Genomic DNA, 22,894 nt, shown 5'->3' with positions numbered 1-22,894 from the left:
GATACCTGATTCGGTAAAACTTCTGAGTAAGAAGGGATGAGAAGAACATCATCAAAAGTGATGGCTTGTTCAACAATTTTGTTATGAATAGACATTTTTACTTTCTTGCAAAATTAAAGCTTTTTAATGAATTCTGAAAATCAGGAAATTGATATTAACTAAATTTAATTTTTGTCTTTTCTATTGATTGAGTATCAATGTGTTAATTATTTTGGCGCAAATCCCAACGGTTCTCGATGCCCAAAGTATTGTAGATAATCTTGAGATGATATTTAACTGTATTTTCCGAAATGTAGAGTTCTGCTCCAATTTCTTTGTTGGTTTTTCCGACTTTCACGAGATTAACAATGTCGATTTGTCGATCCGTAAGATTGTAGTTTGTAAGATTTATTTTACTGTCGCCTTGCTCATTTAACTCTTTTGTGAACATTTCGAGTTCGGATCTCATTCGATTGTTTTCACGAAGTATCAGTTTATTTTTTAACTTGTTGGATTGATATAGTTTGAAAACAACAACCAGAAAAGCGAATAAAATAACCGAAGCAAAAGCCAAGCTGTATTTAATTTTTTTCTGATAGTCGAGTTCAACGTTTTTCCGTTTATTCAAAAGATTCCTTTCAAGGATTGTTAATTTTCCATTTTGAAAAGTGGCATTATATCTTGAAGAAATTTCGACGCCTTGGTTTTCGTAGAGATAGGCATTTTTGTAATCTTCAAAAGTCAGAAAAAAGTGGCTCATCGTGTAATACAAAGAAATTTTGTAGATGTCCATATTGTATTTTTCGGCATAATAGATTCCTTTATCAAAAGCGCTTTGTGCTAGATTTTTATCTTTAAGATGTTCTGAAAGTCCAATGATTTTGGTATAAATAAGAGGAAGATGTTTGGGGCTTTTCTTTTCCAAAATACCGATAGCATTCTCAAAAGTTATTTGTGCTGCGTCATAATTTTTATTGATGATTTGCAAAACGCCGATTGCGCTTAGGTAGAAAGCATGGGTTTCCGAATCTAGCAAATCGATATTTTTTTTGGACAAATCTTTGATGAGAATTTCGGCTTTGTCAAAATGTCGAGAATCGAATTCCACAAACATTTTCTCTGCTAAAACTCGAACTTCGGCAGCTTCTTCAAAGTTTGTTTCTTGGGCTTCTTTAAAGGCTAAATCTAGATTTTCTAGGACTTCGGGATAATTATAAACTCTTTTAAAAGTTAAAGCTTTCTGAAGATATGCGTTGTATCGGTCGTAGTCGGTTGATTGTTTGCTGTGTAGGATTTCTTCAAGCTTGATGATTGACTCTTCGTATTTGTGTTTGTCGTTAAGTTCCGAAATCTCGTTGTTAAGTGCTTCATTGTTGTATTGATGCGCTTTTGTGATAATGTTTAAGAAAATAAAAAACAGAATGAATAGAGATTTATTCATTTTTTAAGTTTTCGGATTAGTTTAGTTTTTGAACACGGAGATAATTTCAGAATTATGAAATTATTCGCTAAAATAACAATTTATTTTTAGATGAAATATTGAATTGATGTTATCGAAGTGTGAAATTTAAAAAGGCTCTTAAAATCGACTCACAATTCCCCAATGGATTTTGGTTTCAGAAAATTTAAAAGGATTTCCGAATTGATTTCCGTTCGATATTTGGAAGCTCATCAAACCAACAGGCAAAAAGAAATTAAAACCTAATCCCAAACTGTAAAGGCTTGGCGTTGCATTGAGGCTTTTGTTGGACATTGTGCCGTATTGCGCAAAGACGTCAAAGAATGCTTGATCATTTACGAGATAGCGATATTCGGCGCCACCAAAAGCATAAAAATCACTAACCAAACTTAATTCATTAAAACCTCGCATCGAATTCCATCCTCCAAATCTAAAAAGTTCGTTGACAGACAAATCGTTTTTTGCTGATAAAAGAGCCGATTCGCCACGAAGATTCAGATAATGATTTCCTGCCAGATGAAAGTTGTGTTCTCCCGAAACGAAGTAGCGCAATTGGTTAACCGAAAGATTGGTTTTGTCGTATTTGCTTTTAATAAAATCAACTTCTGCACGAATATTTGTGCTGTAAAGAAATAGCGGAACCTCGCTTCCAGATTGGTATTGATACCAAAGTCCGATTCCCTTTTTGCTAAAATCCTGCGCTTGTGTGTACAACGAATCCAAAACCGCAGATGACTCAAAAGTCCCTCGCAAACCAATTTTCTGATTCTGTGATAAATGTAAATATAGCGATGGACGGAATTTAACGGTTGCAAAAGTCGAATCTTGTCGGTAGATATTAACGCCAACATTAACGCCGACATTGGATTTGAAAGCATACGGAACATCGGTTTGCAAATCGAAAGTTTGTCCTTTGTCGGGATTTCTTTGCCAATAAAGACTAATGCTTTCAAAACCGTTGAACATATTTCGGAGCGCGACATTAATGGTTCCATTAAAGGTAAACTTATCGGTTTTATCGTTTCCAAAACCTAGCATTCCGTCAAAATTGTTGACGCGTTTTTTTTGTAAGAAAAGATAGATTTGCGTAGAATCTTTCGTGAACAAAGTTTGCGGCGGTTTTTCCAAACTTACAAAAGTATGACCTTGCAAATCTTTGTTGATAGCGACTAGATTTTTGTCATCGTAGACTTTGCCAACATAGGCTTTTTCGAGGTTTTTAACAAAACGTCTCGGGACGTGCTCGTAACCTCGAACAACAAAAGAGTTGATGCGTCGTTGTTGCGCTGGCGTTACCGAAATCTGGATTGTTGGCGTGTTGCCTTTTAATTCAACAAATTTTGTTTTAACACGGTTAAAGGCAAAACCTTTGTCTCTGTATTTTTGATTAATGCTTTGTCGCAAAGAGTCCAAATTTTTGACATAGACCTCTTTTGGAAAATTAAAATCCCTTTGCAAGCTATCCGAAAATTTAACTTGCGCTTGGTTAAAGTTGGGACCTTTGTCGTAATAGATTTCGGTGTGATGGTCTTTGTTTTCTACCGAATGTAATTTCGCAAAAAAGTAAGAAGTTTGCGCGAGACTGTCCAAAAACTTAACCGCCGCCGCCGAATCTTGTACGATGTTCTTCTTTTGCGTGTCTTTGTCAATGAGCCAAAAATCTCTTTGCTGTGCTTGCAAAAACACAGTCCAAAAAATCGCAATGATATAGAGTAGAGACTTCGGCATTAACAACGACCAACATTAGTTTAACAGAAATTACTTTAGATTATTGTATTTCTTCATCAGATGTTCGTAGAGATTTTGTGGCAGAATCCACTTCAACGGAACTCCGATTTTTTGTCCAAAAGCACCAAAATAATAATGCGCTTTCCAGCTTGATTTTTGTAGAAGTTGGTCGATGTAAGTTGCGACTTCCAAAGGTTCATTTCCTTTGTCAACATGTGCATTCATCAAAGAATAAACTTTTTCAAAAATTCCTTGATAAGGTGCCGAAACATTGGTTTTGATACGGTTGTCGGCGATGTTGGTTTTAATGTCGCCAAGGTGTAGCGAGCAGACATTCACATTCCATTGTTCAACCTCGTAACGCATCGCCTCGGTAACTTTGTCTACCGCCGCTTTGGACGCCGAATAAAATCCACGGAAAGGCAATCCCATTTCGCTTCCAATGCTGGAAATATTAATAATTTGACCCGATTTCTGAGCGCGCATTGTTGGCATCACGGCGCCAATCATTTGCACCGTTCCAACAAGGTTCAGATTAAAAAGTTTTAGAATCTCATCTTGGCTAGAATCTTCCACAGCGCCCACCATTCCCATTCCAGCATTGTTGATGAGAACATCGATTCTGCTTTCTTTTTCAAGAATTGTCGCGACCGCATTTTTAACCTCATCATTGTTGGTAACATCGGTTGGCAGACACGTAAAATGCGGACTATTGGTCATTTTTCGGCTAAGACCGTAGACTTTATTCCCCTTTTTACCAAAATACTCAGCGAGTGCAAAACCAATTCCAGTTGAACTTCCCGTGATGATGTATACTTTTGACATTTTTTTAATTTTTAAACAAGTTCTTAGGAGCAAGAACAATTTGTCGTTCTATGACAATGGAGTCCCGCTGTCCGCTATATCTTTTATTGGTCGCTCGGTCGGCTCCGCTACGCTACGCTCCGCCGCCTCGCTCCCAACAAAAGGATGCCGCTTCCATCGGGGCTAGCGATAACTATTTCCCTTTTGTTTGACTATAATACTTTTGTAACTTTTTCAAAATCTGTCCAAAATTCAGGATAAGATTTTTCAACCACTTGGTCGTCCAAAATTTCGACATCATAAAGTAAAGCAGCTGGCGCAAAAGCCATTGCCATACGATGGTCATTGTACGTTTCGATTTGGATATGCGCGTCCGCTTCACCAAAACTTACAGACTCAATACTGTCGTTGGTGATAGTTGTTGTTGCACCCAATTTTTTTAACTCGTTTTGAAGTGCTACCAATCTGTCCGTTTCTTTAACCTTCAAAGTTTGCAAACCTGTAATCGCAAACGGAATTTTAAGAAGTGTTGCTGTTACACACAAAGTTTGAGCAATGTCTGGACAATCATTCATGTTCAAACTAATAAACTCGATAGCTTCGTGATGCGCATCGGGCATCAGCGAAATACTATTTTCTGCAAAATCTGATAAAGTATCAACACCGAAAAATTTCCAATACAATTCTTTTATAATGCTGTCACCTTGGACAGATAGCGTTTTAAAACTTTTTAGGTTAATCACTTTACGTCCAACTGCCGCCAAAGAATAATAATACGAAGCCGAAGACCAATCGCTTTCCACTTCGTAATGATAAGTTCTTAGACTTCCGTCGTTGGCTTCAATTCTTATTTGTTGTCCGTCGAGACTTGCATCGATACCAAGATTGTTAAGGATGTGCAACGTCATTTCTAGATAAGGACGCGATGTTATTTCTCCAACCAAATTTATTTTTAGACCATTCTCTAACTTGGCGCCAATTAACATCAAGGAAGTTATAAACTGGCTCGAAATGTTTGCTGGGATGTCAACGGTATCTTTTGATAATTTTTTACCAACAATTCTTAAAGGTGGAAAACCATCATTTTCCAAATACTCAATATCAGCGCCTAAAGTTCTCAACGCCGAAACCAAATCTTTAATTGGACGTTGTTTCATTCTCGCAGAACCTGTTAAAGTCACAGTTCTTCCTTCTTGTATTGCGAGATAAGAGGTTAAAAAACGCATCGCTGTTCCTGCATGATGGATGTCAATAACATCACCAGTCTGCTTAAGTGCAGCTTGCAGTAATTGTGTGTCTTGAGAATTCGACAAGTTGATGATGTCGATATGATTGTATAGTCCGGCTAAAATCAAAAGACGGTTCGAAATACTTTTCGAACCGGTAATTTGTATCTGTTGTCCGTCTGTTAATTGGGACTTTTTTAATAGCATAAAAGCTTTATTTTAATTTTTCATTTTGAGCATGCCTTTCTGCATCACGCTCGGTTTTAACTTTCATTTTTTTATCGAAAGCAGATTGCAAGTCGACACCAGTTTGGTTGGCTAGACATAATGTTACAAAAAGAACATCAGCTAATTCCTCTCCCAAATCTTTTGACTTGTCAGATTCTTTTTCACTTTGTTCACCATAGCGACGTGCAATAATTCTTGCCACTTCGCCAACTTCTTCTGTCAACATCGCCATATTGGTTAACTCGTTAAAATATCTAACGCCAACTGTCTTTATCCATGCATCGACTTCTTGCTGAAGTTTGGTAATTTCCATTTTTCTTAAAGAATCTATTAAAATTCGTAGGCTCCGATTGTTGATGGATTTTTTCTTACAATACCCGTAATGTCTTTTTCGCCTGCTACAATGCGAGTTCCTTTTGCGATAGCGGCAGAACCTTCTTTAACTCTCAAATTCATTTTATGAATATAGTAGTTTGCAAATTTTGGGTCTGCATTTTTAATAGAATTTTGGATGTTGCTATTGTTGTCAAAAGTGAAACCTGCTTTGTCATCGTGTTTTAACAAAGAGTTTTTGATGTTATAGTTAAACACTTGACCTGCTGTTGGTGCAAAAACAACGGCATTGGAAAGTTGATTGTAAGCAATCGAATTGGTCATGTTGAAAATAAGCGGTTCTTTATATTCGTTAGTGCCATCTTTCCAAGAATTAGAAGCGTAAATGCTTAAGCCTGATAAGCTTCCATTTAAGTCCCAATAATTAGCAAAAGTGCTGTATGTTAAATTATAAGTTCCACCTTTAAAAATTGCTAAATCTGCTTCACCACAATTGTTCATCACCAAATTGTTGGTTGTCAAATTTGCGCCAATGGCATAGATTCCGAAACTTTGGAAAGTATGGATAATCGTATTGTTGATTGTTGCAATATTATCTTTTAGTTGAAGACCAACATTGCCACCAAAGACTTTAGCATAATTCATATTAAGCGTAGAAGCAGCTTCCATACGAATTCCGTTCCAGTTAGCAGGAAGTGTGTCGTAACGTGTATCGTTTCTATCACCACGGAAAGTAACTTCGTTTTGATATTCTCCTTTTACGTCAAGTGTCGCATTTTTAGAAATGTTAAGTCCACTTTTTTTATGGAAATAGACTTTAGTTCCTTTTTCAACAGTTAGTTTTTTACCTTCTGCAAGTGTCAAGTCGCCAAAGATGATTTTAGCTTTATCGTTTTTCCAAGTTGTATCTTCTGTTAAGATATTGGGGTTCTTATCTGATTGAATAAAATATTCGGCATCTTGTACAACTGAGAAAAGCGTAACTTTTTGGTCACCACTCGCTGTTTGGAAAACAACTTTATCTTCAGCAATTGCTTCTGGCGCATTTGCTGTTGGTGCAATTTCTACAAAAACAAAAAGACTGTCATTTTTTCTTAATGGTACATTTTTGAACTCTGTTCCCGCTTTGCCATCAACATTAATACGGTAAAGTGATGCTGCGCCACCTTCAAGAGCGATTCTTGGGATTTGTACATCTTTGCTGTCCTTGTTATAGACTTTTACGGCATAAGTTTCGGAACGCATTTGGTTGTATACCGTATCACAAAACACAGTGTCTGTCGAAAATTTCAAGGATTGCGCAGGTGTATCAAACACAATATCATCGCTTTTACAAGAGAATAAAAATAATGCACACCAAAATGCTAATCCTAAAAGTACTCGTAGTTTCATCAAATTTTTTTAAAGTGTTTCAAAACTACAATAATTTTTTTTTTCAATCAATCTAAATTGTATTTAATCCAAAATATTGATGAAAATCACTAACTAACGTTTGTTAGTGTGGATTATTTTTTTACATTTGTAAACAACCAATCACAAAATATTAATCTCAAAAATGATATTTAATCCTAAGGCAGAAACTTTAGCAAAAGATAAGCTGAGAGCACTTCAGACGGAATCTTTGCAAAATATTATCCAATATGTGTACAACAATGTTGGGTTTTATAAAAATAAGTATGATGCTTTGGGGGTTGATATTTCGGGGATTAAATCTTTGGAAGATTTACACAAACTTCCTTTCACCAAAAAACATGATTTACGAGACAATTATCCATTTGGATTGTTTGCCGTGCCTCAAGAAAAAGTAGCAAGACTGCATTGTTCAAGTGGGACAACAGGAAAACCTACCGTTGTTGGTTATACCAAAAATGACATCGAATTGTTTTCTGAAGTTGTTGCTAGGTCTTTAGCTGCTGCAGGCTGCGAAGCAGGGATGAAGTTGCAAAATGCTTACGGTTATGGACTTTTCACTGGAGGTCTTGGTCTTCATTATGGCGCAGAAAAATTAGGTATGAATGTTATTCCGATTTCTGGTGGTGGAACCGAACGTCAAATTATGTTGTTGCAGGATTTTCAGCCAGAAGCAATTTGTGCAACGCCATCTTATCTTTTGAGTGTTATCGAAGAAATCGAAAGACGAAATATTGATATCAAAACGCTTAATCTTAAATATGCGATTCTAGGTTCTGAGCCTTGGTCAGAAAGTTTAAGAAAAAGAATTGAAACAGGTCTTAATGTAAAAGCCACTAACATCTACGGTTTAAGCGAGATTATTGGTCCCGGCGTAGCGCAAGAATCTGTGGACGAACGCGGAACAGGAAGTTATATTTGGGAAGACCTTTTCTATCCAGAAATCGTTGATGAAAAAACGGGTGAGCCAGTCGCTGAGGGCGAATATGGCGTTTTGGTTTTAACGACTTTAACCAAAGAAGCGATGCCAGTTATTCGATATTGGACGGGTGATATTACGAATCTCACTTACGAACATTCTAAGTCTCGAACTTTAGTGAAAATGGGACCAATTATTGGCCGTGCCGATGATATGATGATTATTAGAGGTGTTAATTTTTTTCATACTCAGATTGCTGATGTTTTGGAAGATTATGATTTTGCGTCTGCCAATTATCAAATCGAATTAACACGAAAATCCGCGATGGATATCGTGAAAGTCTCTGTAGAAATTGAAGATGCTTTTTTAAGAAGCTGCGATATTTCTAAAATTTCTAATGAAAATAAAACCTCAAGCGAACAACTTTTAAAAGTTAGAAAAACACTTGAGAAGAAAATAAAAGATAATGTAGGATTGTCTATGGAGGTTTGTCTTTGCAATATTGGCGATTTGCCAAGAAGCGAGGGTGGCAAGCTTAACCGAATTATCGACAACCGAGATATCTCATAATTTATTAGTAAAAAATAAAAATGGAAGTAACCCAACCTAAAAAAAATATAAACGAAAGCAACTTGGAAGATTTTCTAAAGAACGCTTATCGATTGATGTTTACTGCTAAAAGTCTTACCGAATTGTATGAGGAGGAAAAGCGTGTGGCTTCGAAGTATGTGCATGCGACTTCTCGCGGTCATGAGGCGATACAATTGGCTGTAGGCTTGCAGCTTTTACCACAGGATTTTTTGAGTGCTTATTATCGTGATGATAGTATTCTTTTAGGAATCGGAATTACGCCTTACGAGTTGATGCTTCAACTTTTAGCAAAGCGCGACGATCCATTTTCTGGTGGTAGAACTTATTATTCGCATCCGAGTTTGAGACGCGATGATATGCCGAAAATTCCGCACCAGAGTAGTGCGACAGGTATGCAAGCGATTCCAACGACTGGTGTTGCGATGGGTTTAAAATATAAAGAAGAACTAGGTCTTGCAGAAGATTTTGATGATAAACCAATTGCGGTTTGCTCTCTTGGAGATGCAAGTTGTACGGAAGGCGAAGTGGCAGAAGCTTTCCAAATGGCAGCATTGAAACAACTTCCGATTTTATATTTGGTTCAGGATAACGAGTGGGATATTTCGGCACACGCTTCAGAAATTCGTGCGCAAGATATGTCAAAGTACATTCAAGGTTTTGATGGAATCGAAGCACGAACAATCGACGGAACAGATTTTATTAAATCTTACGAAACGGTTAAAGAGTGCATTCGCATTATTCGTGAAGAACGTCGCCCAATGTTAATTCATGCAAAAGTTCCATTGTTAAATCACCACACTTCTGGGGTTAGAAAAGAGTGGTACCGTGACGATTTGGAAGAAGCGGCGACAAGAGACCCGCTTCCAAAACTTAGAGAAAAATTATCAGAATTCGGAATCGAAGATTCTGAAGTTTCAACAATAGAAAATGAGGTTTTAAACCTTGTAAAAGCCGATTATCAAAGAGCTTTACAAGCGGAAGATCCTCGACCAGAAGATTTGTTCACCCACGATTTTGTGCCAACACCAATTACCGAAGAAAAAGGAATTCGTGTGCCAGAAGGCAAAGTGCCAACAGTAATGGTGGATTGTGCTTTGTTCGCCATTCGCGAAATTATGGACAAACATCCAGAATCTTTGTTGTACGGACAAGATGTTGGTGCGCGTTTGGGCGGTGTTTTCCGTGAAGCGATTACTTTGGCGGGACAATTTGGAGACAAAAGAGTTTTCAATACACCAATCCAAGAAGCTTTTATTATTGGATCAACTGTCGGTATGAGTGCTGTTGGGCTAAAACCAATTGTTGAGGTTCAGTTTGCCGATTATATTTGGCCGGGCCTTAATCAATTATTTACCGAAGTAGCAAGAAGTTGCTATTTATCAAACGGAAAATGGCCAGTTTCCATGATTTTGAGAGTTCCGATTGGCGCTTATGGAAGTGGTGGACCTTACCATTCAAGTTCTGTGGAAAGTGTTTTAACAAATATCAAAGGAATTAAAATCGCTTATCCATCGACAGGTGCGGATCTTAAAGGTTTGATGAAGTCGGCTTATTACGATCCAAATCCTGTGGTGATGTTGGAGCATAAAGGACTTTATTGGTCAAAAATTGCAGGAACTGAAGAAGCTAAAACAATTGAACCGGACGAAGATTACATCATTCCATTTGGGAAAGCTAGAGAAGTGTTGTTAGTGGATTCTCAAAAAGAGCAATCGACATTAACGATTATCACTTACGGAATGGGTGTTTATTGGGCGAGCAATGCAGCCAAAGATTTTGAAGGTCGTGTAGAAATTATCGATTTAAGAACGTTGGCACCGCTTGACGAAAACCGAATTTTTGAAAGTGTAAGAAAACATAACCGTTGTATTGTTTTAACAGAAGAACCTGTACATAATAGTTTTGCACAAAGCATTGCAGCGAGAATTTCGGACAAATGTTTCCGCGATTTGGATGCACCAGTGAAAGTGGTTGGATCAGAAAATATGCCAGCAATTCCACTTAACTCTGTTTTGGAAGAAACAATGCTTCCAAATGCTGAGAAATTAAAAATCCAAATCCATCTGCTTTTAAAATATTAAAATGGCGCCTTTAAGAACTAAAGTAAATAGAAGAGAACTTATCCTTTCCGAAGCTTCGAAGCTTTTCAAAGACCGTGGTTTTGGCGGAACAGGAATGCGCGACATTGCTGAGAAAGTCGGTATGGAAGCAGCTTCGATGTACAACCATATCAAATCTAAAGACGAAATTTTAGAATTGATTTGTTTTAAAATCGCCGACGCTTATATGACGCAGCTTTCAGAGATTGCAGACACAGAAGCTTGTTTTCAAGATAAATTAAAACAAATTATCAAAGTCCACATCGACTTGATGATTCACGACGCAGCCGCGGTTTCGGTTGCAAATAACGATTGGAAGTATCTTCGTGATGAGAAGAAGGAAGAATATAAAAGCATCAGAAAATCTTACGAAAGAAGTTTTGCTTTTGTTCTTGAAGAAGGTATGAAAACTGGAGAATTCAAAACCATGAATGTGTCAGTAGCTTTGTTCACAATCTTGTCATCTTTGCGCTGGATCGAACTTTGGTACAAACCAAGCCGAAATATTTCGGCGGAAGAATTAGAAGAAGAGCTTTCAACAATTTTACTTAACGGAATAAATATTTAATAGATAATGTCAACAACTTTTCATCCTCTTAAAATAAAACAAATCAAACGCGAAACGCCAGAATGTGTTTCGGTAAGTTTTGACGTGCCAGAGGACTTAAAAGAGCAATTCAAATTTACGCAAGGACAATATTTAACATTCAAGCAGATTAATGACGGGCAAGAGATTAGACGTTCGTATTCAATTTGTGCAAGTCCATGTGATAATGAACTAAAAGTTGCGGTGAAGAAGATTACGGATGGCGTATTTTCTAGCTATATCAACGATGTTGCAAAAGAAGGCGATGTGGTAGAAGTGATGACACCACAAGGAACTTTCTTTACAGAATTAAAACCAGACAACAAAAAGACTTATGTTGCCTTTGCCGCAGGAAGTGGTATTACGCCAGTGATGTCGATTGTAAAGTCTGTTCTAAAAAACGAGCCAAACAGCAACTTTGTTTTAATCTACGGAAACCGAAACAAAGCGCACATTATCTTTAAAGAAGAAATTGAAGCACTTAAGAATATCTTTATGGATAGACTTAGTGTTTACCATATTTTGAGCCGCGAAATTGCGGATGCCGATTTGTTGGCGGGACGTATAACAGGAGAAAAAGCCAAATTATTTTTGGAACATATTATCCCTGTTAATAGTATTGATGAGGTTTTCCTTTGCGGTCCAGAAGACATGATTCTTGGCGTGCGCGATACTTTGCAAAACGCTGGATTAGAGCCAAAGAAGATTCATTTTGAATTATTTTACAGCGCGACTGCGGAGGAGAAGAAAAAAGAACACGCCAAAGCTGTTAATAAAGAAGACGATAATTACAGCAAGGTGACGGTTAAGTTGGATGCATCGGCGCTTAATATGGATTTGGCTTATCACGGTCAGACCATTTTGGATGCCGCTTTGCAGAATGGCGCAGATTTGCCTTACGCTTGTAAAGGCGGTGTTTGTGCGACTTGTAAGTGTAAGTTGGAGAAAGGCGAGGTCGAAATGGACATCAATTATTCTTTGGAACAAGATGAGTTGGATGCAGGATTTATCTTGTCTTGTCAGGCACATCCGCGTTCTGAGGAAGTTATTGTTAACTTTGACATCAAGTAATTATATAATAATTATTTGGGCAGCATTTCCGCCTTCTGCTCCCGCTATTTTTTGCCAAGGCTTAAAATCCGACGCAAAAAAATGAGCTCCGCTCAAATCGAGGAACGAGATTCATCGATTCAAAAAAGAAACTTAAGAAATGAGATAAGTCGGGCTGCGACAATATAACGCAGAAAAGTTTAGCCCCTTTGGGGCAAACTATAAAAAATAAAAATATTGAGCCCCAACGGGGCGATTTAACCAAGGATAGGATGCAATCCTATTAAAATTGAGGGAAAACAAAAAGCCCCCAACGTGGCGATTTAACCAAAGATTGGATATAATCCTGTCAAAATTGAGAGAAAACAAAAAGCCCCAACGGGGCGAGTTAAAACAGAATAGGCTGAAAGCCTATTTGTAAGATGGAAAATTGTTAAGCCCCTTCGGGGCGTCTTAACAAAGAATAGGATGCAATCCTATTGCAAAATGAGAATGTTACAAAAATAGAACATAAACTATTTGTAACATTGTGCATCAGCCACGAAGTGGCTGAATATTCATAATCTAGGACAAAGTCCTAAGTATTTGACAAAAAATAAAAATTATGGAAACAACAGAAATCAACTTGGAACAACACTTCCAAAACAAAATCGATAACGAAATCCGCATCGAACCAAAAGATTGGATGCCGGAAGCTTATAGAAAGACGCTTATTCGTCAGATTTCTCAGCATGCACATTCCGAGATTGTGGGGATGTTACCAGAAGCCAATTGGATTACGAGAGCACCAAGCTTAAAACGTAAAAAAATCCTTTTAGCAAAAGTTCAAGACGAAGGAGGACATGGCTTATACCTTTATTGTGCAGCCGAAACTTTAGGTGTAACCCGCGACGAAACCCTTCGAGACTTACATTCTGGTAAAGCAAAATACTCAAGTATTTTCAACTATCCAACATTAACTTGGGCTGATATGGGCGCAGTTGGTTGGTTGGTAGATGGTGCTGCAATTCTTAACCAAGTACCTTTGTGTAGAGCATCTTATGGACCTTATGCAAGAGCAATGGTTAGAATTTGTAAAGAAGAAAGTTTCCACCAACGTCAAGGTTACGAGTTGATGATGACTTTAGCACAAGGCACACCAGAGCAAAAGGAAATGGCGCAAGACGCATTTAACCGTTGGTGGTGGCCAACCTTGATGATGTTTGGACCTCGTGATGCAGAATCAGGAAACACCGAAGCATCTATGAACTGGAGAATCAAACGTTTCTCAAACGACGAGTTAAGACAACGTTTTGTAGACATGACAGTTCCACAAGCGGAATATTTAGGATTGACAATTCCAGATCCAGAACTTAAGTTCAACGAAGAAACTGGACACTACGAGTTTGGAGAAATCGACTGGGACGAATTCTGGAATGTCGTTAAAGGAAATGGTATGTGCAACAAAGAAAGAATCGACGTACGTCGTACAGCTTTCGATGAGGGCGCTTGGGTTAGAGACGCTGCAACAGCATACCATGAGAAAAGAAAACAAAAAGAACAACAGAAAAAAATAAGTTAAGATGCAAAATAACGAATGGCCACTTTGGGAAGTCTTCATTAGAAGTCGTCAAGGACTAGATCACAAACATGTAGGAAGCCTTCATGCTGCCGATGCAGAAATGGCAATTCAAAATGCCAGAGATGTGTATACAAGACGTTTGGAGGGAGTTAGTATTTGGGTTGTAGAGTCCAAATTCATCACTGCTTCTAGCCCTGATGATGCAGGCGCATTTTACGAGCCTTCCGAGGATAAGGTATACAGACATCCAACTTTCTACCACGTTCCGGAAGAAGTTAAAAATATGTAAAAGAATTTGGGCAGTTTTTCCGTCTAAGTCTGAAGAGAGCTTGTCGAAGCATTCCTACTTTTTTGTTTCGCAGTGCTACACAAAAAAGCTCTACTCAGGTCGAGCTGCGACAAACTAGCATTAGACAACAATTAAAGTCCCGAAGGGACGATGTAAACAAGAATAGGACGGAGTCCTATTAATATTGAGCAACGTTTAAAAGTCCCAAAAGGAAATTTAGCTAGAATAGAAAAATGTACTATTAGCATTAAATAATAATTAAAGTTCCGAAGGGACGATATAATCTTGGATAGGACAGAGTCTTTTTAATATTGAACAACGCTTAAGAGTCCCGAAGGGATGATATAACTTAGAATAGGACAAAGTCTTATTAATATTGAGCAACGTTTAAGAGTCCCGAAGGGACGGCGTAATCTAGAATAGGACGTAGTCCTATTAACATTAAATAAAGAATAGGATGTAATCCTATCACTATTAATCAACATAAGTCAGTCATTTGGACAACTTAAAATAGAATAGGACGAAAGTCTATTTGATAAAAATGGAAAATAAAGAAAACAACCAGCTTAACTATCTTCTTCATTTGGCAGATACCAGCATGATTCTTGGGCAACGTTTGTCAGAATGGTGTGGTAAAGGACCAGTTTTAGAACAAGATATTGCACTGTCGAATATCGCTTTAGACCTTTTGGGAGAAGCATCTCATTATTATGAGTTGGCAGCTGACCTACAAGGCGAGGGCAAAACTGAAGACGATTTAGCATTTTTACGCAACGAAAGAGATTTCAAAAATCTATTAATCGCAGAACGTCCAAATGGACATTTCGGAGATACGATTGCAAGACAGTTTTACTTCGATATCTATCATGTTCTGTTGTTAGATGAACTGAAGAAATCTTCAAATTCGGAGATTGCAGCAATCGCTGAAAAATCGTTGAAAGAAGCTACCTATCATTCAAAATGGAGTTCGGAATGGGTGATTCGTTTAGGGGATGGTACAGAAGAAAGTCATGACAAAATTCAAAAATCAATTATCGATTTTATTGATTATGCTGACGAAATGTTCATCCCAACCGCATGGGAGAAAGCTTTGATAGCATCTGGAGAAATGCCAGATGTCATAGCGCTGAAAGATAAATGGACAATGCGTGTTAATCAGGTTTTAGAAGAAGCAACACTTACAGTTGAGTTCTCAAAATCTAGAAAACTAGTTGGTGGAAAAGACGGCAAGCATACTGAGGCTTTAGGATATATTCTTGCTGAAATGCAATATATGCAACGTACTTACCCTAATATGGAGTGGTAAATCAGTTGAGCCACTTCGTGGCTCTCCTCATAATAATGCTAATCTCTACATTTGAAAATATGCTTCAACTTGTAGAGTCCCAATGGGACGAATTATCATATCGTTGGGTTCTAACCCAACAAAAAAAGGGAGATGAATTATCATAACATCGGGTTTTAACCCGATGAAACAAAAAGAAGATTTGTCATTCCTTTGGTAAATGAAAAAAGTGTTGGGCTTGCCACGAAGTGGCAAATGTTCATAACGGTGGGTGAAACCCGCCGCTCGGAAATGGAAGGCGAAACTCACTGGCAAAATAAAAAAAACGATAAGCTTGCCACGAAGTGGCAGAATATTAATAGCATTGGGTTTCAACCCGATGGCAAATATCAGTAACGGTGGGTGAAACCCGCCGAAAGTAGGGATGGTTGTAACCCATCAGGTAGTAATAGGAAATGCAGTATACAGAAGAACAAATATGGGAGTTTTTAAGTGAAGTACAGGATCCAGAAGTTCCTGTGCTTAATATTTTGGAGCTTGGCATTGTCAGAGAAGTTCTTATCAAAGATGATGAAGTAGAAGTTGTTGTGACGCCCACTTATTCAGGTTGTCCGGCAACATCAATGATCAATATGTCGATTAGGCTAAAGCTTATTGAGAAAGGTGTAAAGAATATAAAGTTAACCAATCGTTTAAGTCCAGCTTGGACGACTGATTGGATGACTACAGAAGCAAAAGAAAAGCTGAAAGCTTACGGCATTGCACCACCAGTTTATTCTAAAAGCAATCAAGACGATTTGTTTGCAAAACCTGATGAAGTACCGTGTCCACATTGTGGATCAATACATACAAAATTGATAAGCCAATTTGGATCGACGGCTTGTAAGGCATTGTATCAATGTGAGGACTGTCGCGAACCATTTGACTATTTCAAATGTCATTAATAAATAGAAAATCTAATATCAAAAAATAAATGAAAATAGGAATTGTAGGAAGTGGCGCAATGGGAAGCGGAATTGCTCAAGTTGTGGCGATGGCAGGCAATGATGTTTGTTTGTACGATAGCAATCCGATTGCGTTAGAGAAAGCTGGTGCCAATCTAGAAGCAACCTTTCAAAAGTTGGCTGACAAAGGAAAAATTTCTTTAGAAGATTCTGAACTTTATTTTAGTAAAATTCGATTAGTTAATAAACTAGATGAACTTTCGCATTCCGAATTAATAATTGAAGCGATTATTGAAGATTTAGATATCAAAAAAGATTTGTTTCAAAAATTAGAAAATTTAGTTTCTGAGGATTGTATTTTGGCGAGTAATACCTCTTCGCTGTCGATGGCATCTATTGCAGCGTCTTGTCAAAAACCTAATCGTGTTATTGGAATTCACTTTTTTAATCCAGCACCTTTGATGGCTTTGGTAGAGATTATCCCAGCTGTTCAGACTGATCCTGCTTTAGTTTCAAAAACGAAGTCTTTAGTTGAAAGCTGGAGAAAACTTCCTGCTATTGCAAAAGATACACCAGGATTTATCGTCAATCGTGTAGCGAGACCTTTTTATGGAGAAGCAATCCGAATTTTAGAAGAGGGTGTTGCAGATTGTGCAACGATTGATTATGCGATGACAAGCTTGGGAGGTTTCCGAATGGGACCTTTCCAGTTGATGGATTTTATCGGTCATGACGTTAACTATCGCGTTACTGAAAGTGTTTTCAAAGAGTTTTTTTACGATCCAAAATTCAAGCCATCGTTTACTCAGAAACGATTATTTGAAGCTGGATTTTATGGTAGAAAATCGGGTAGAGGTTTTTATGACTATTCCGAAAATGCGACACAACCAGAGCCAAATACAAATCCAGAACTATTAGAAAAAATTTTTAAAAGAGTTTTAATAATGTTGATGAATGAAGCAGCAGATGCTTATTTCTTAAATATTGCATCTGTTGAAGATATTGATGTTGCAATGACTAAAGGCGTTAACTATCCGAAAGGGCTTTTAGCTTGGGCAGACGAATTTGGACTTCAAAATTTAGAAAAAGAATTGGATGAACTTTATAGCTTCTACCATGAAGATCGTTACCGTTGCAGTCCTATTATCCGTTGTTTAGCTAAAGAAAATAAAACTTTTTATTAAAACTAAATACGAAAAACTATACACCAAACACTAATAAAAGTATCAATAGAATATTATGAACCAAGTATATATTGTAGACGGTGTTCGTACACCAATTGGAAAACTAAAAGGAAGCTTATCTGGGATGCGTCCAGATGACATGGCGGCTTTTGTTATTAAAAAACTTTTGGAGCGTAACACGACTATCGACCAAAAAAGAATTTATGATGTCGTGCTAGGTTGTGCTAACCAAGCTGGTGAAGACAACAGAAATGTCGCTCGTATGGCTGGTTTGCTGTCTGGATTAGACTATCATGTTCCTGGCGAGACGGTTAATAGACTTTGTGCTTCGGGATTATCTGCGGCAATTAATGCGGCAAGAGCAATTCAGGTTGGTGATGCCGATTTGATGATTTCTGGTGGTGTCGAAAATATGACACGCGGTCCATTGGTAATTTCAAAAACAGAAACACCTTTTGGTGGCGATTCAAAAATCTATGATACAACTTTCGGGTGGCGTTTTATCAACCCGAAAATGAAAGAAATGTACGGTGTTGATGCCATGGGCGAGACGGCAGAAAATCTTGCAGAGCGTGATAATATTTCTCGTGATGACCAAGATCAATTTGCTTTTAATTCTCAGATGAAAACGAAAGCTGCACAAGAAAACGGTCGTTTAGCACAAGAGATTGTAGCAGTTAATATTCCGCAAAGAAAAGGCGATGACATCATTTTTGATCGTGATGAATTTGCTAAAAACGATACAACTTTAGAAGGTTTAGGAAAACTGAGAACAGCTTTCAAAAAAGATGGAACAGTAACTGCTGGTAATGCTTCAGGATTAAATGATGGTGCAGCAGCAAATCTTCTCGCGTCAGAACAAGCCATTAAAGAATTTGGTTTAACACCAAAAGCAAGAATTGTGTCAAGTGCTGTTGTTGGTGTAGAGCCAAGAATAATGGGAATCGGTCCTGTAAAAGCTGCTGAATTGGCTTTGCAAAAAGCAGGTCTTACTTTTAACGATATTGATATTATTGAGTTAAACGAAGCTTTTGCAGCGCAAAGTTTAGCATGTATCAGAGCTTGGGGCTTGGCAGATGACGATTCGAGAATCAATCCAAATGGTGGCGCCATCGCATTAGGTCATCCATTGGGAATGAGCGGCGCAAGAATCCTTAATTCGGCGATGTACGAATTACAAAATCAAAACAAAAGATACGCTTTAGCAACAATGTGCGTTGGCCTTGGACAAGGCTTCGCCGTAATTATTGAAAAAGTTTAATTATTTGTTCGTACTAAAATTTTAGATGTTCTTTACATATTTTAAAGACTTTGTACATTTTACATAATACCAATTACAAATGAATCAATTAGAAAATTTCGCTTTAGGAAAATGGACCAAAGGTTCTACCGAAGGTCAAATGTTATATAACGCAATCACTGGTGCTGAAATTGCAACGGCATCGTCAGCAGGTTTAGACTTTGGTGCGATGATGGATTATGCCCGTACAGTTGGTGGTCCAAAACTTCGCAAAATGACATTCCAAGAAAGAGGTTTGATGCTAAAGAAATTAGCCTTGTACCTTATGGAACGCAAAGAAGAATTCTATACCGTTTCTTGGGCGACAGGAGCAACAAGAGCAGATTCTTGGGTTGACATTGAAGGTGGTATTGGTAACTTATTTGCCAATGCATCATTACGTCGTCAGTTTGGTGATCAGCCTTTTTATGTAGAAGGTGATACACACAGATTATCCAAAAACGGAACTTTCATTGGGACGCATATTATGACACCAAAACGTGGTGTTGCAATTCATATCAATGCATTCAACTTTCCAGTTTGGGGAATGTTGGAGAAGATTGCCGTTAACCTTTTAGCTGGAGTTCCTGCGATTGTAAAACCTGCAACCATCACTTCGTTTTTAACAGAAGCGGTTGTTCGTGCAATCATCGAATCTAATATTCTTCCAGAAGGCGCATTGCAATTAATCACAGGTTCAGCTAACGGAATTTTAGATTTCGTAGAGTCAGAAGATGTTGTGACATTTACAGGTTCGGCCTCAACAGGACAAATGTTGAAAGCGCATCCAAGAATTACTGCAGAAGGCGTTCCGTTTAACCTAGAAGCAGATTCACTTAACGCTTGTGTTCTTGGAGAAGATGTAAAACCAGGTTCTGTAGAATTTGATATTTTCATTAAAGAGGTTACACGCGAGATGACAACCAAAGCTGGACAGAAGTGTACAGCCGTTCGTCGTGCAATTGTACCGGCTAATTTAGTTGAAGATGTTCAGATTGCTTTAGGTCAACGTTTGTCAACGACAAAAATCGGTGATCCTAATGTTGAAGGTGTCCGAATGGGCGCTTTGGCTGGTGCAGCTCAAGTTAAAGAAGTTCGTGAAAAAGTTGAAGAACTTGCCAAATCTCAAGAAATCGTTTTCGGGGATTTAGACAATTTCGAAGTAACAGGCGCAGACAAAAGTAAAGGCTCATTTATTTCACCAATTTTGTTTTTAAATAATGATCCGTTCAACAAAACGGATGTTCACAATATCGAAGCTTTCGGACCAGTGTCAACGATTATTCCTTACAATAACACAGCCGAAGCAATCGAGTTGGTGCGTATGGGGAAAGGTTCGTTGGTTTGTTCCATAGTGACAGCTGATAACGATATCGCAACCGAATTTGTACTTAATGCAGGTTCGCTTCATGGTCGTATCGTTGTGTTGGATGCGGATTGCATCAAAGAATCTACAGGTCACGGTTCGCCGTTGCCATTGTTGGTTCACGGTGGTCCGGGACGTGCAGGTGGTGGTGAAGAAATGGGCGGAAAACGCGGTGTGCTTCATTATATGCAACGTACAGCGGTGCAAGGTTCGCCTAACAAGTTGACGGCGATTACGCAGCAATATCAATATGGAGCAGATTATATCGAGGATGACAAACATCCATTCGCAAAATATTTTGAAGAGATAAAAGTCGGTGATACGCTAATCACGGCAAAACATACTATTCAGCAGTCGGACATCAACGCATTTGCTGCTTTGTCGGGCGATAATTTCTATGCACACGTGGATGCGACATCGTTGGAAGGGACAATTTTCGAGCGCAATGTGGTGCACGGTTATTATTTGTTGTCGAAGGCGGCGGGACTTTTTGTTCAAGCTAAAAAAGGTCCAGTTTTACTGAACTACGGTTTGGACGAGTGTCGTTTTGTGAAGCCAGTTTATCCAGGCTCGACGATGGGTGTTCGCTTTACTTGTAAAGAAAAAATTTCGCAGGAGAAGAAAGATGCCGATGATGTAGCAAAAGGTATCGTGCGTTGGTTGGTGGATGTCTATGACGAAACTGGCGAGACGGTTGCCATTGCGACGATTTTGACGATGGTGAAAATGTTAAATCAAGACTAAATTTTTTTTGGGCAGCTATTTCCGCCTTCCACTCCCGCTTTTTTGCCTACACTTTGTTTCGGCAAAAAGAGCTCCGTTCAAGTCGGGCTGCGGATTGCTGTTAATTAGAAATATTGAGTTAATAAGAAAAGTAACATCAGTTTGAGCGATTTTTCATGAAAATTGTATCGAAAACAAATTGCTTTTTGCTAACAAAAACTTGTTGTGTATTTTGAAGTAAAATTCGTCAGTTCGAGTGATTTTTAGTAATGAAATGAATAAAAATTATATCGAGAACAGAATTTTATCTTCTAAAACTGCATTCTCGATACAAAATTCTTACAGAATTTCACTCGAATTGACGGTTTTATGACTGAAATTTTCAAAATACACAATGCATATAATAAACCAAATTTAATACAAATTCAATTTAAAAAAAATAATGGAAGCATACGTAAAATCAAATATTGAAAACGGAATCGGAACAATTGAGTTTTTCCATCCGCAAAGTAACTCGATGCCAGGAAGTCAATTAAAGAACTTGGCTAACGAAATCGACGAGCTTGGAAAAAATAACGACGTAAAAGTTATCGTCCTAAAAAGTGCTGGCGAAAAAGCCTTTTGTGCTGGCGCTTCTTTCGATGAGTTAATCTCGATTAAAGATTTCGAAACAGGAAAAGTATTTTTCTCTGGTTTCGCCAATGTTATCAACGCGATGCGCAAATCACCAAAGTTGATTATTGCGAGAATTCATGGTAAAGCTGTTGGTGGCGGTGTTGGTATCGCTTGTGCTGCAGATTATACATTTGCGACAGAAAATGCTGCAGTTAAGTTGAGCGAACTGGCGGTTGGTATTGGTCCTTTTGTTATCGGTCCAGTTGTAGAAAAGAAAATCGGAACGGCGGCTTTCGCACAGTTGGCTATCAACGCTACCGAATTTTATTCGGCGGAATGGGCACGTGAAAAAAATATGTTCCAAGATGTATACGATACAACGGAAGAAATGGACGCTGAAATCGAAATCCTTGCAGGCAAACTAGGAAAGTCTAATCCTGAAGCGATGTTCCACCTGAAAGAAATTTTCAGGAAAGGTACCGAACATTGGGATGATTTGTTAACGGAACGTGCTGCGGTTAGTGGACAATTGGTATTGTCGGAGTTTACGGTTAACGCTATTAATAAGTTTAAAGCGAAATAGTTGTACAAATGCTTTGGTGGCGCGAGCGAAGCGAGCGCCAAAAGAGTTTAGTAGTAACAGAGAATCGCACGCGTGAGCGATGGTAGCGGATATCCTTTTGTAATGGTCGCTGAGCGAAGTCGAAGCGCCAATTACAAAAGATAGAAGCGAACGTAGCGACCCACTTGTTTTTTTGGATGGCCAAAGTTTAGGAAAAAAACAAAGGGACACGCCCAAATAATTTTAATAAAAGATTTGTAGATTAAAAAATATTGTTTAATTTTGCAATCTCAAATACCAGAGTAGTAGGAAGCCATTACGTCCGAAACTCATATTTAAACAAAAATTTTTAAAAAATTCTGAAATGAAACAAGGTATACACCCAGAAAATTATAGATTGGTAGTTTTCAAAGATATGAGTAACGATGAAATGTTCCTTTGCAAATCTACTGCTGATACTAAAGACACTATCGAATTCGAAGGTCAAGAATATCCATTAATCAAAATGGAAATCTCTTCTACTTCTCACCCTTTCTACACAGGTAAAACTAAGTTAGTTGATACTGCAGGACGTGTTGATAAGTTCATGAACAAGTACAAAAAATTCGCTAAATAATTTTAGAGAATTAACGCAAAATATAAAAGCTTTCGGATTTTCCGGAAGCTTTTTTTGT

19 protein-coding genes are annotated in these 22,894 nt (G+C 38.0%); 13 read left to right on the top strand and 6 right to left on the bottom strand.

The genetic code is table 11. From position 1 onward, the window contains the following. Positions 1-202: 202 nt before the first annotated feature. The 6 genes from Q1V95_RS00600 to Q1V95_RS00575 form a co-directional block, all read right to left on the bottom strand. Positions 203-1,420 (bottom strand): helix-turn-helix transcriptional regulator, encoded by a 1,218-nt coding sequence (locus Q1V95_RS00600; RefSeq protein WP_300669073.1) that lies wholly within the window; start codon positions 1,418-1,420, stop codon positions 203-205. Between the two features lie 138 nt (positions 1,421-1,558). Further along, positions 1,559-3,166: a hypothetical protein gene (locus Q1V95_RS00595; protein ID WP_300669071.1), complete on the bottom strand. Its 1,608-nt coding sequence runs from the start codon at positions 3,164-3,166 to the stop codon at positions 1,559-1,561. A 30-nt stretch (positions 3,167-3,196) separates the two neighbouring features. Then, positions 3,197-3,991 carry an SDR family oxidoreductase gene (locus Q1V95_RS00590; protein ID WP_300669069.1) on the bottom strand — a complete coding sequence of 265 codons (795 nt, stop codon included), beginning with the start codon at positions 3,989-3,991 and terminating at the stop codon, positions 3,197-3,199. A gap of 191 nt (positions 3,992-4,182) precedes the next feature. Next, positions 4,183-5,403: a 3-phosphoshikimate 1-carboxyvinyltransferase gene (locus Q1V95_RS00585; RefSeq protein ID WP_300669066.1), complete on the bottom strand. Its 1,221-nt coding sequence runs from the start codon at positions 5,401-5,403 to the stop codon at positions 4,183-4,185. Between the two features lie 7 nt (positions 5,404-5,410). Further along, complete coding sequence (locus tag Q1V95_RS00580; protein ID WP_300669064.1) at positions 5,411-5,737, bottom strand: nucleotide pyrophosphohydrolase; 327 nt, start codon at positions 5,735-5,737, stop codon at positions 5,411-5,413. A 17-nt stretch (positions 5,738-5,754) separates the two neighbouring features. Next, positions 5,755-7,149, bottom strand: coding sequence for a hypothetical protein (locus Q1V95_RS00575; RefSeq protein WP_300669061.1), 1,395 nt, complete (start codon positions 7,147-7,149; stop codon positions 5,755-5,757). A 163-nt stretch (positions 7,150-7,312) separates the two neighbouring features. On the opposite strand from Q1V95_RS00575, the gene Q1V95_RS00570 reads away from it, so the two are divergent. The 13 genes from Q1V95_RS00570 to Q1V95_RS00510 all read left to right on the top strand — a co-directional run bounded on the left by Q1V95_RS00570 (position 7,313) and on the right by Q1V95_RS00510 (position 22,836). Beyond that, positions 7,313-8,656 carry a phenylacetate--CoA ligase gene (locus Q1V95_RS00570; RefSeq protein ID WP_300669059.1) on the top strand — a complete coding sequence of 448 codons (1,344 nt, stop codon included), beginning with the start codon at positions 7,313-7,315 and terminating at the stop codon, positions 8,654-8,656. A gap of 20 nt (positions 8,657-8,676) precedes the next feature. Then, on the top strand, positions 8,677-10,758 hold the full coding sequence (locus Q1V95_RS00565) for an alpha-ketoacid dehydrogenase subunit alpha/beta (protein ID WP_300669057.1): 2,082 nt from the start codon (positions 8,677-8,679) through the stop codon (positions 10,756-10,758). Between the two features lies 1 nt (position 10,759). After that, a complete protein-coding gene (locus tag Q1V95_RS00560; protein WP_300669054.1) occupies positions 10,760-11,344 on the top strand; it encodes a TetR/AcrR family transcriptional regulator in 585 nt (194 codons plus the stop codon). A gap of 6 nt (positions 11,345-11,350) precedes the next feature. Next, positions 11,351-12,433 (top strand): 1,2-phenylacetyl-CoA epoxidase subunit PaaE, encoded by a 1,083-nt coding sequence (gene paaE / locus Q1V95_RS00555; RefSeq protein WP_300669051.1) that lies wholly within the window; start codon positions 11,351-11,353, stop codon positions 12,431-12,433. 583 nt (positions 12,434-13,016) lie between these two features. Next, entirely contained in the window at positions 13,017-13,973 is a 957-nt protein-coding gene (gene paaA / locus Q1V95_RS00550) for a 1,2-phenylacetyl-CoA epoxidase subunit PaaA (protein WP_300669049.1), read from the top strand. 1 nt (position 13,974) lies between these two features. Beyond that, positions 13,975-14,262: a 1,2-phenylacetyl-CoA epoxidase subunit PaaB gene (gene paaB / locus Q1V95_RS00545; protein WP_300669046.1), complete on the top strand. Its 288-nt coding sequence runs from the start codon at positions 13,975-13,977 to the stop codon at positions 14,260-14,262. Positions 14,263-14,803: 541 nt separating this feature from the next. After that, positions 14,804-15,568 (top strand): 1,2-phenylacetyl-CoA epoxidase subunit PaaC, encoded by a 765-nt coding sequence (gene paaC / locus Q1V95_RS00540; RefSeq protein ID WP_300669043.1) that lies wholly within the window; start codon positions 14,804-14,806, stop codon positions 15,566-15,568. Between the two features lie 434 nt (positions 15,569-16,002). After that, on the top strand, positions 16,003-16,491 hold the full coding sequence (paaD, locus tag Q1V95_RS00535; RefSeq protein WP_300669041.1) for a 1,2-phenylacetyl-CoA epoxidase subunit PaaD: 489 nt from the start codon (positions 16,003-16,005) through the stop codon (positions 16,489-16,491). Positions 16,492-16,520: 29 nt separating this feature from the next. Then, complete coding sequence (locus tag Q1V95_RS00530) at positions 16,521-17,675, top strand: 3-hydroxyacyl-CoA dehydrogenase NAD-binding domain-containing protein (RefSeq protein ID WP_300669038.1); 1,155 nt, start codon at positions 16,521-16,523, stop codon at positions 17,673-17,675. Positions 17,676-17,730: 55 nt separating this feature from the next. After that, positions 17,731-18,936 carry a 3-oxoadipyl-CoA thiolase gene (gene pcaF, locus Q1V95_RS00525; protein ID WP_300669036.1) on the top strand — a complete coding sequence of 402 codons (1,206 nt, stop codon included), beginning with the start codon at positions 17,731-17,733 and terminating at the stop codon, positions 18,934-18,936. Positions 18,937-19,015: 79 nt separating this feature from the next. Further along, on the top strand, positions 19,016-21,064 hold the full coding sequence (paaZ, locus tag Q1V95_RS00520; protein WP_300669033.1) for a phenylacetic acid degradation bifunctional protein PaaZ: 2,049 nt from the start codon (positions 19,016-19,018) through the stop codon (positions 21,062-21,064). Positions 21,065-21,485: 421 nt separating this feature from the next. Further along, positions 21,486-22,241: an enoyl-CoA hydratase/isomerase family protein gene (locus Q1V95_RS00515; RefSeq protein ID WP_300669030.1), complete on the top strand. Its 756-nt coding sequence runs from the start codon at positions 21,486-21,488 to the stop codon at positions 22,239-22,241. A gap of 343 nt (positions 22,242-22,584) precedes the next feature. Next, complete coding sequence (locus tag Q1V95_RS00510) at positions 22,585-22,836, top strand: type B 50S ribosomal protein L31 (protein ID WP_027383206.1); 252 nt, start codon at positions 22,585-22,587, stop codon at positions 22,834-22,836. Positions 22,837-22,894: the final 58 nt, after the last annotated feature.

The sequence above is a fragment of the Soonwooa sp. genome, from assembly GCF_030151385.1.
GTDB lineage: Bacteria > Bacteroidota > Bacteroidia > Flavobacteriales > Weeksellaceae > Soonwooa.
Note: the sequence above shows the minus strand (reverse complement) of the source record. Positions and strands in the feature narration are given on the sequence as shown.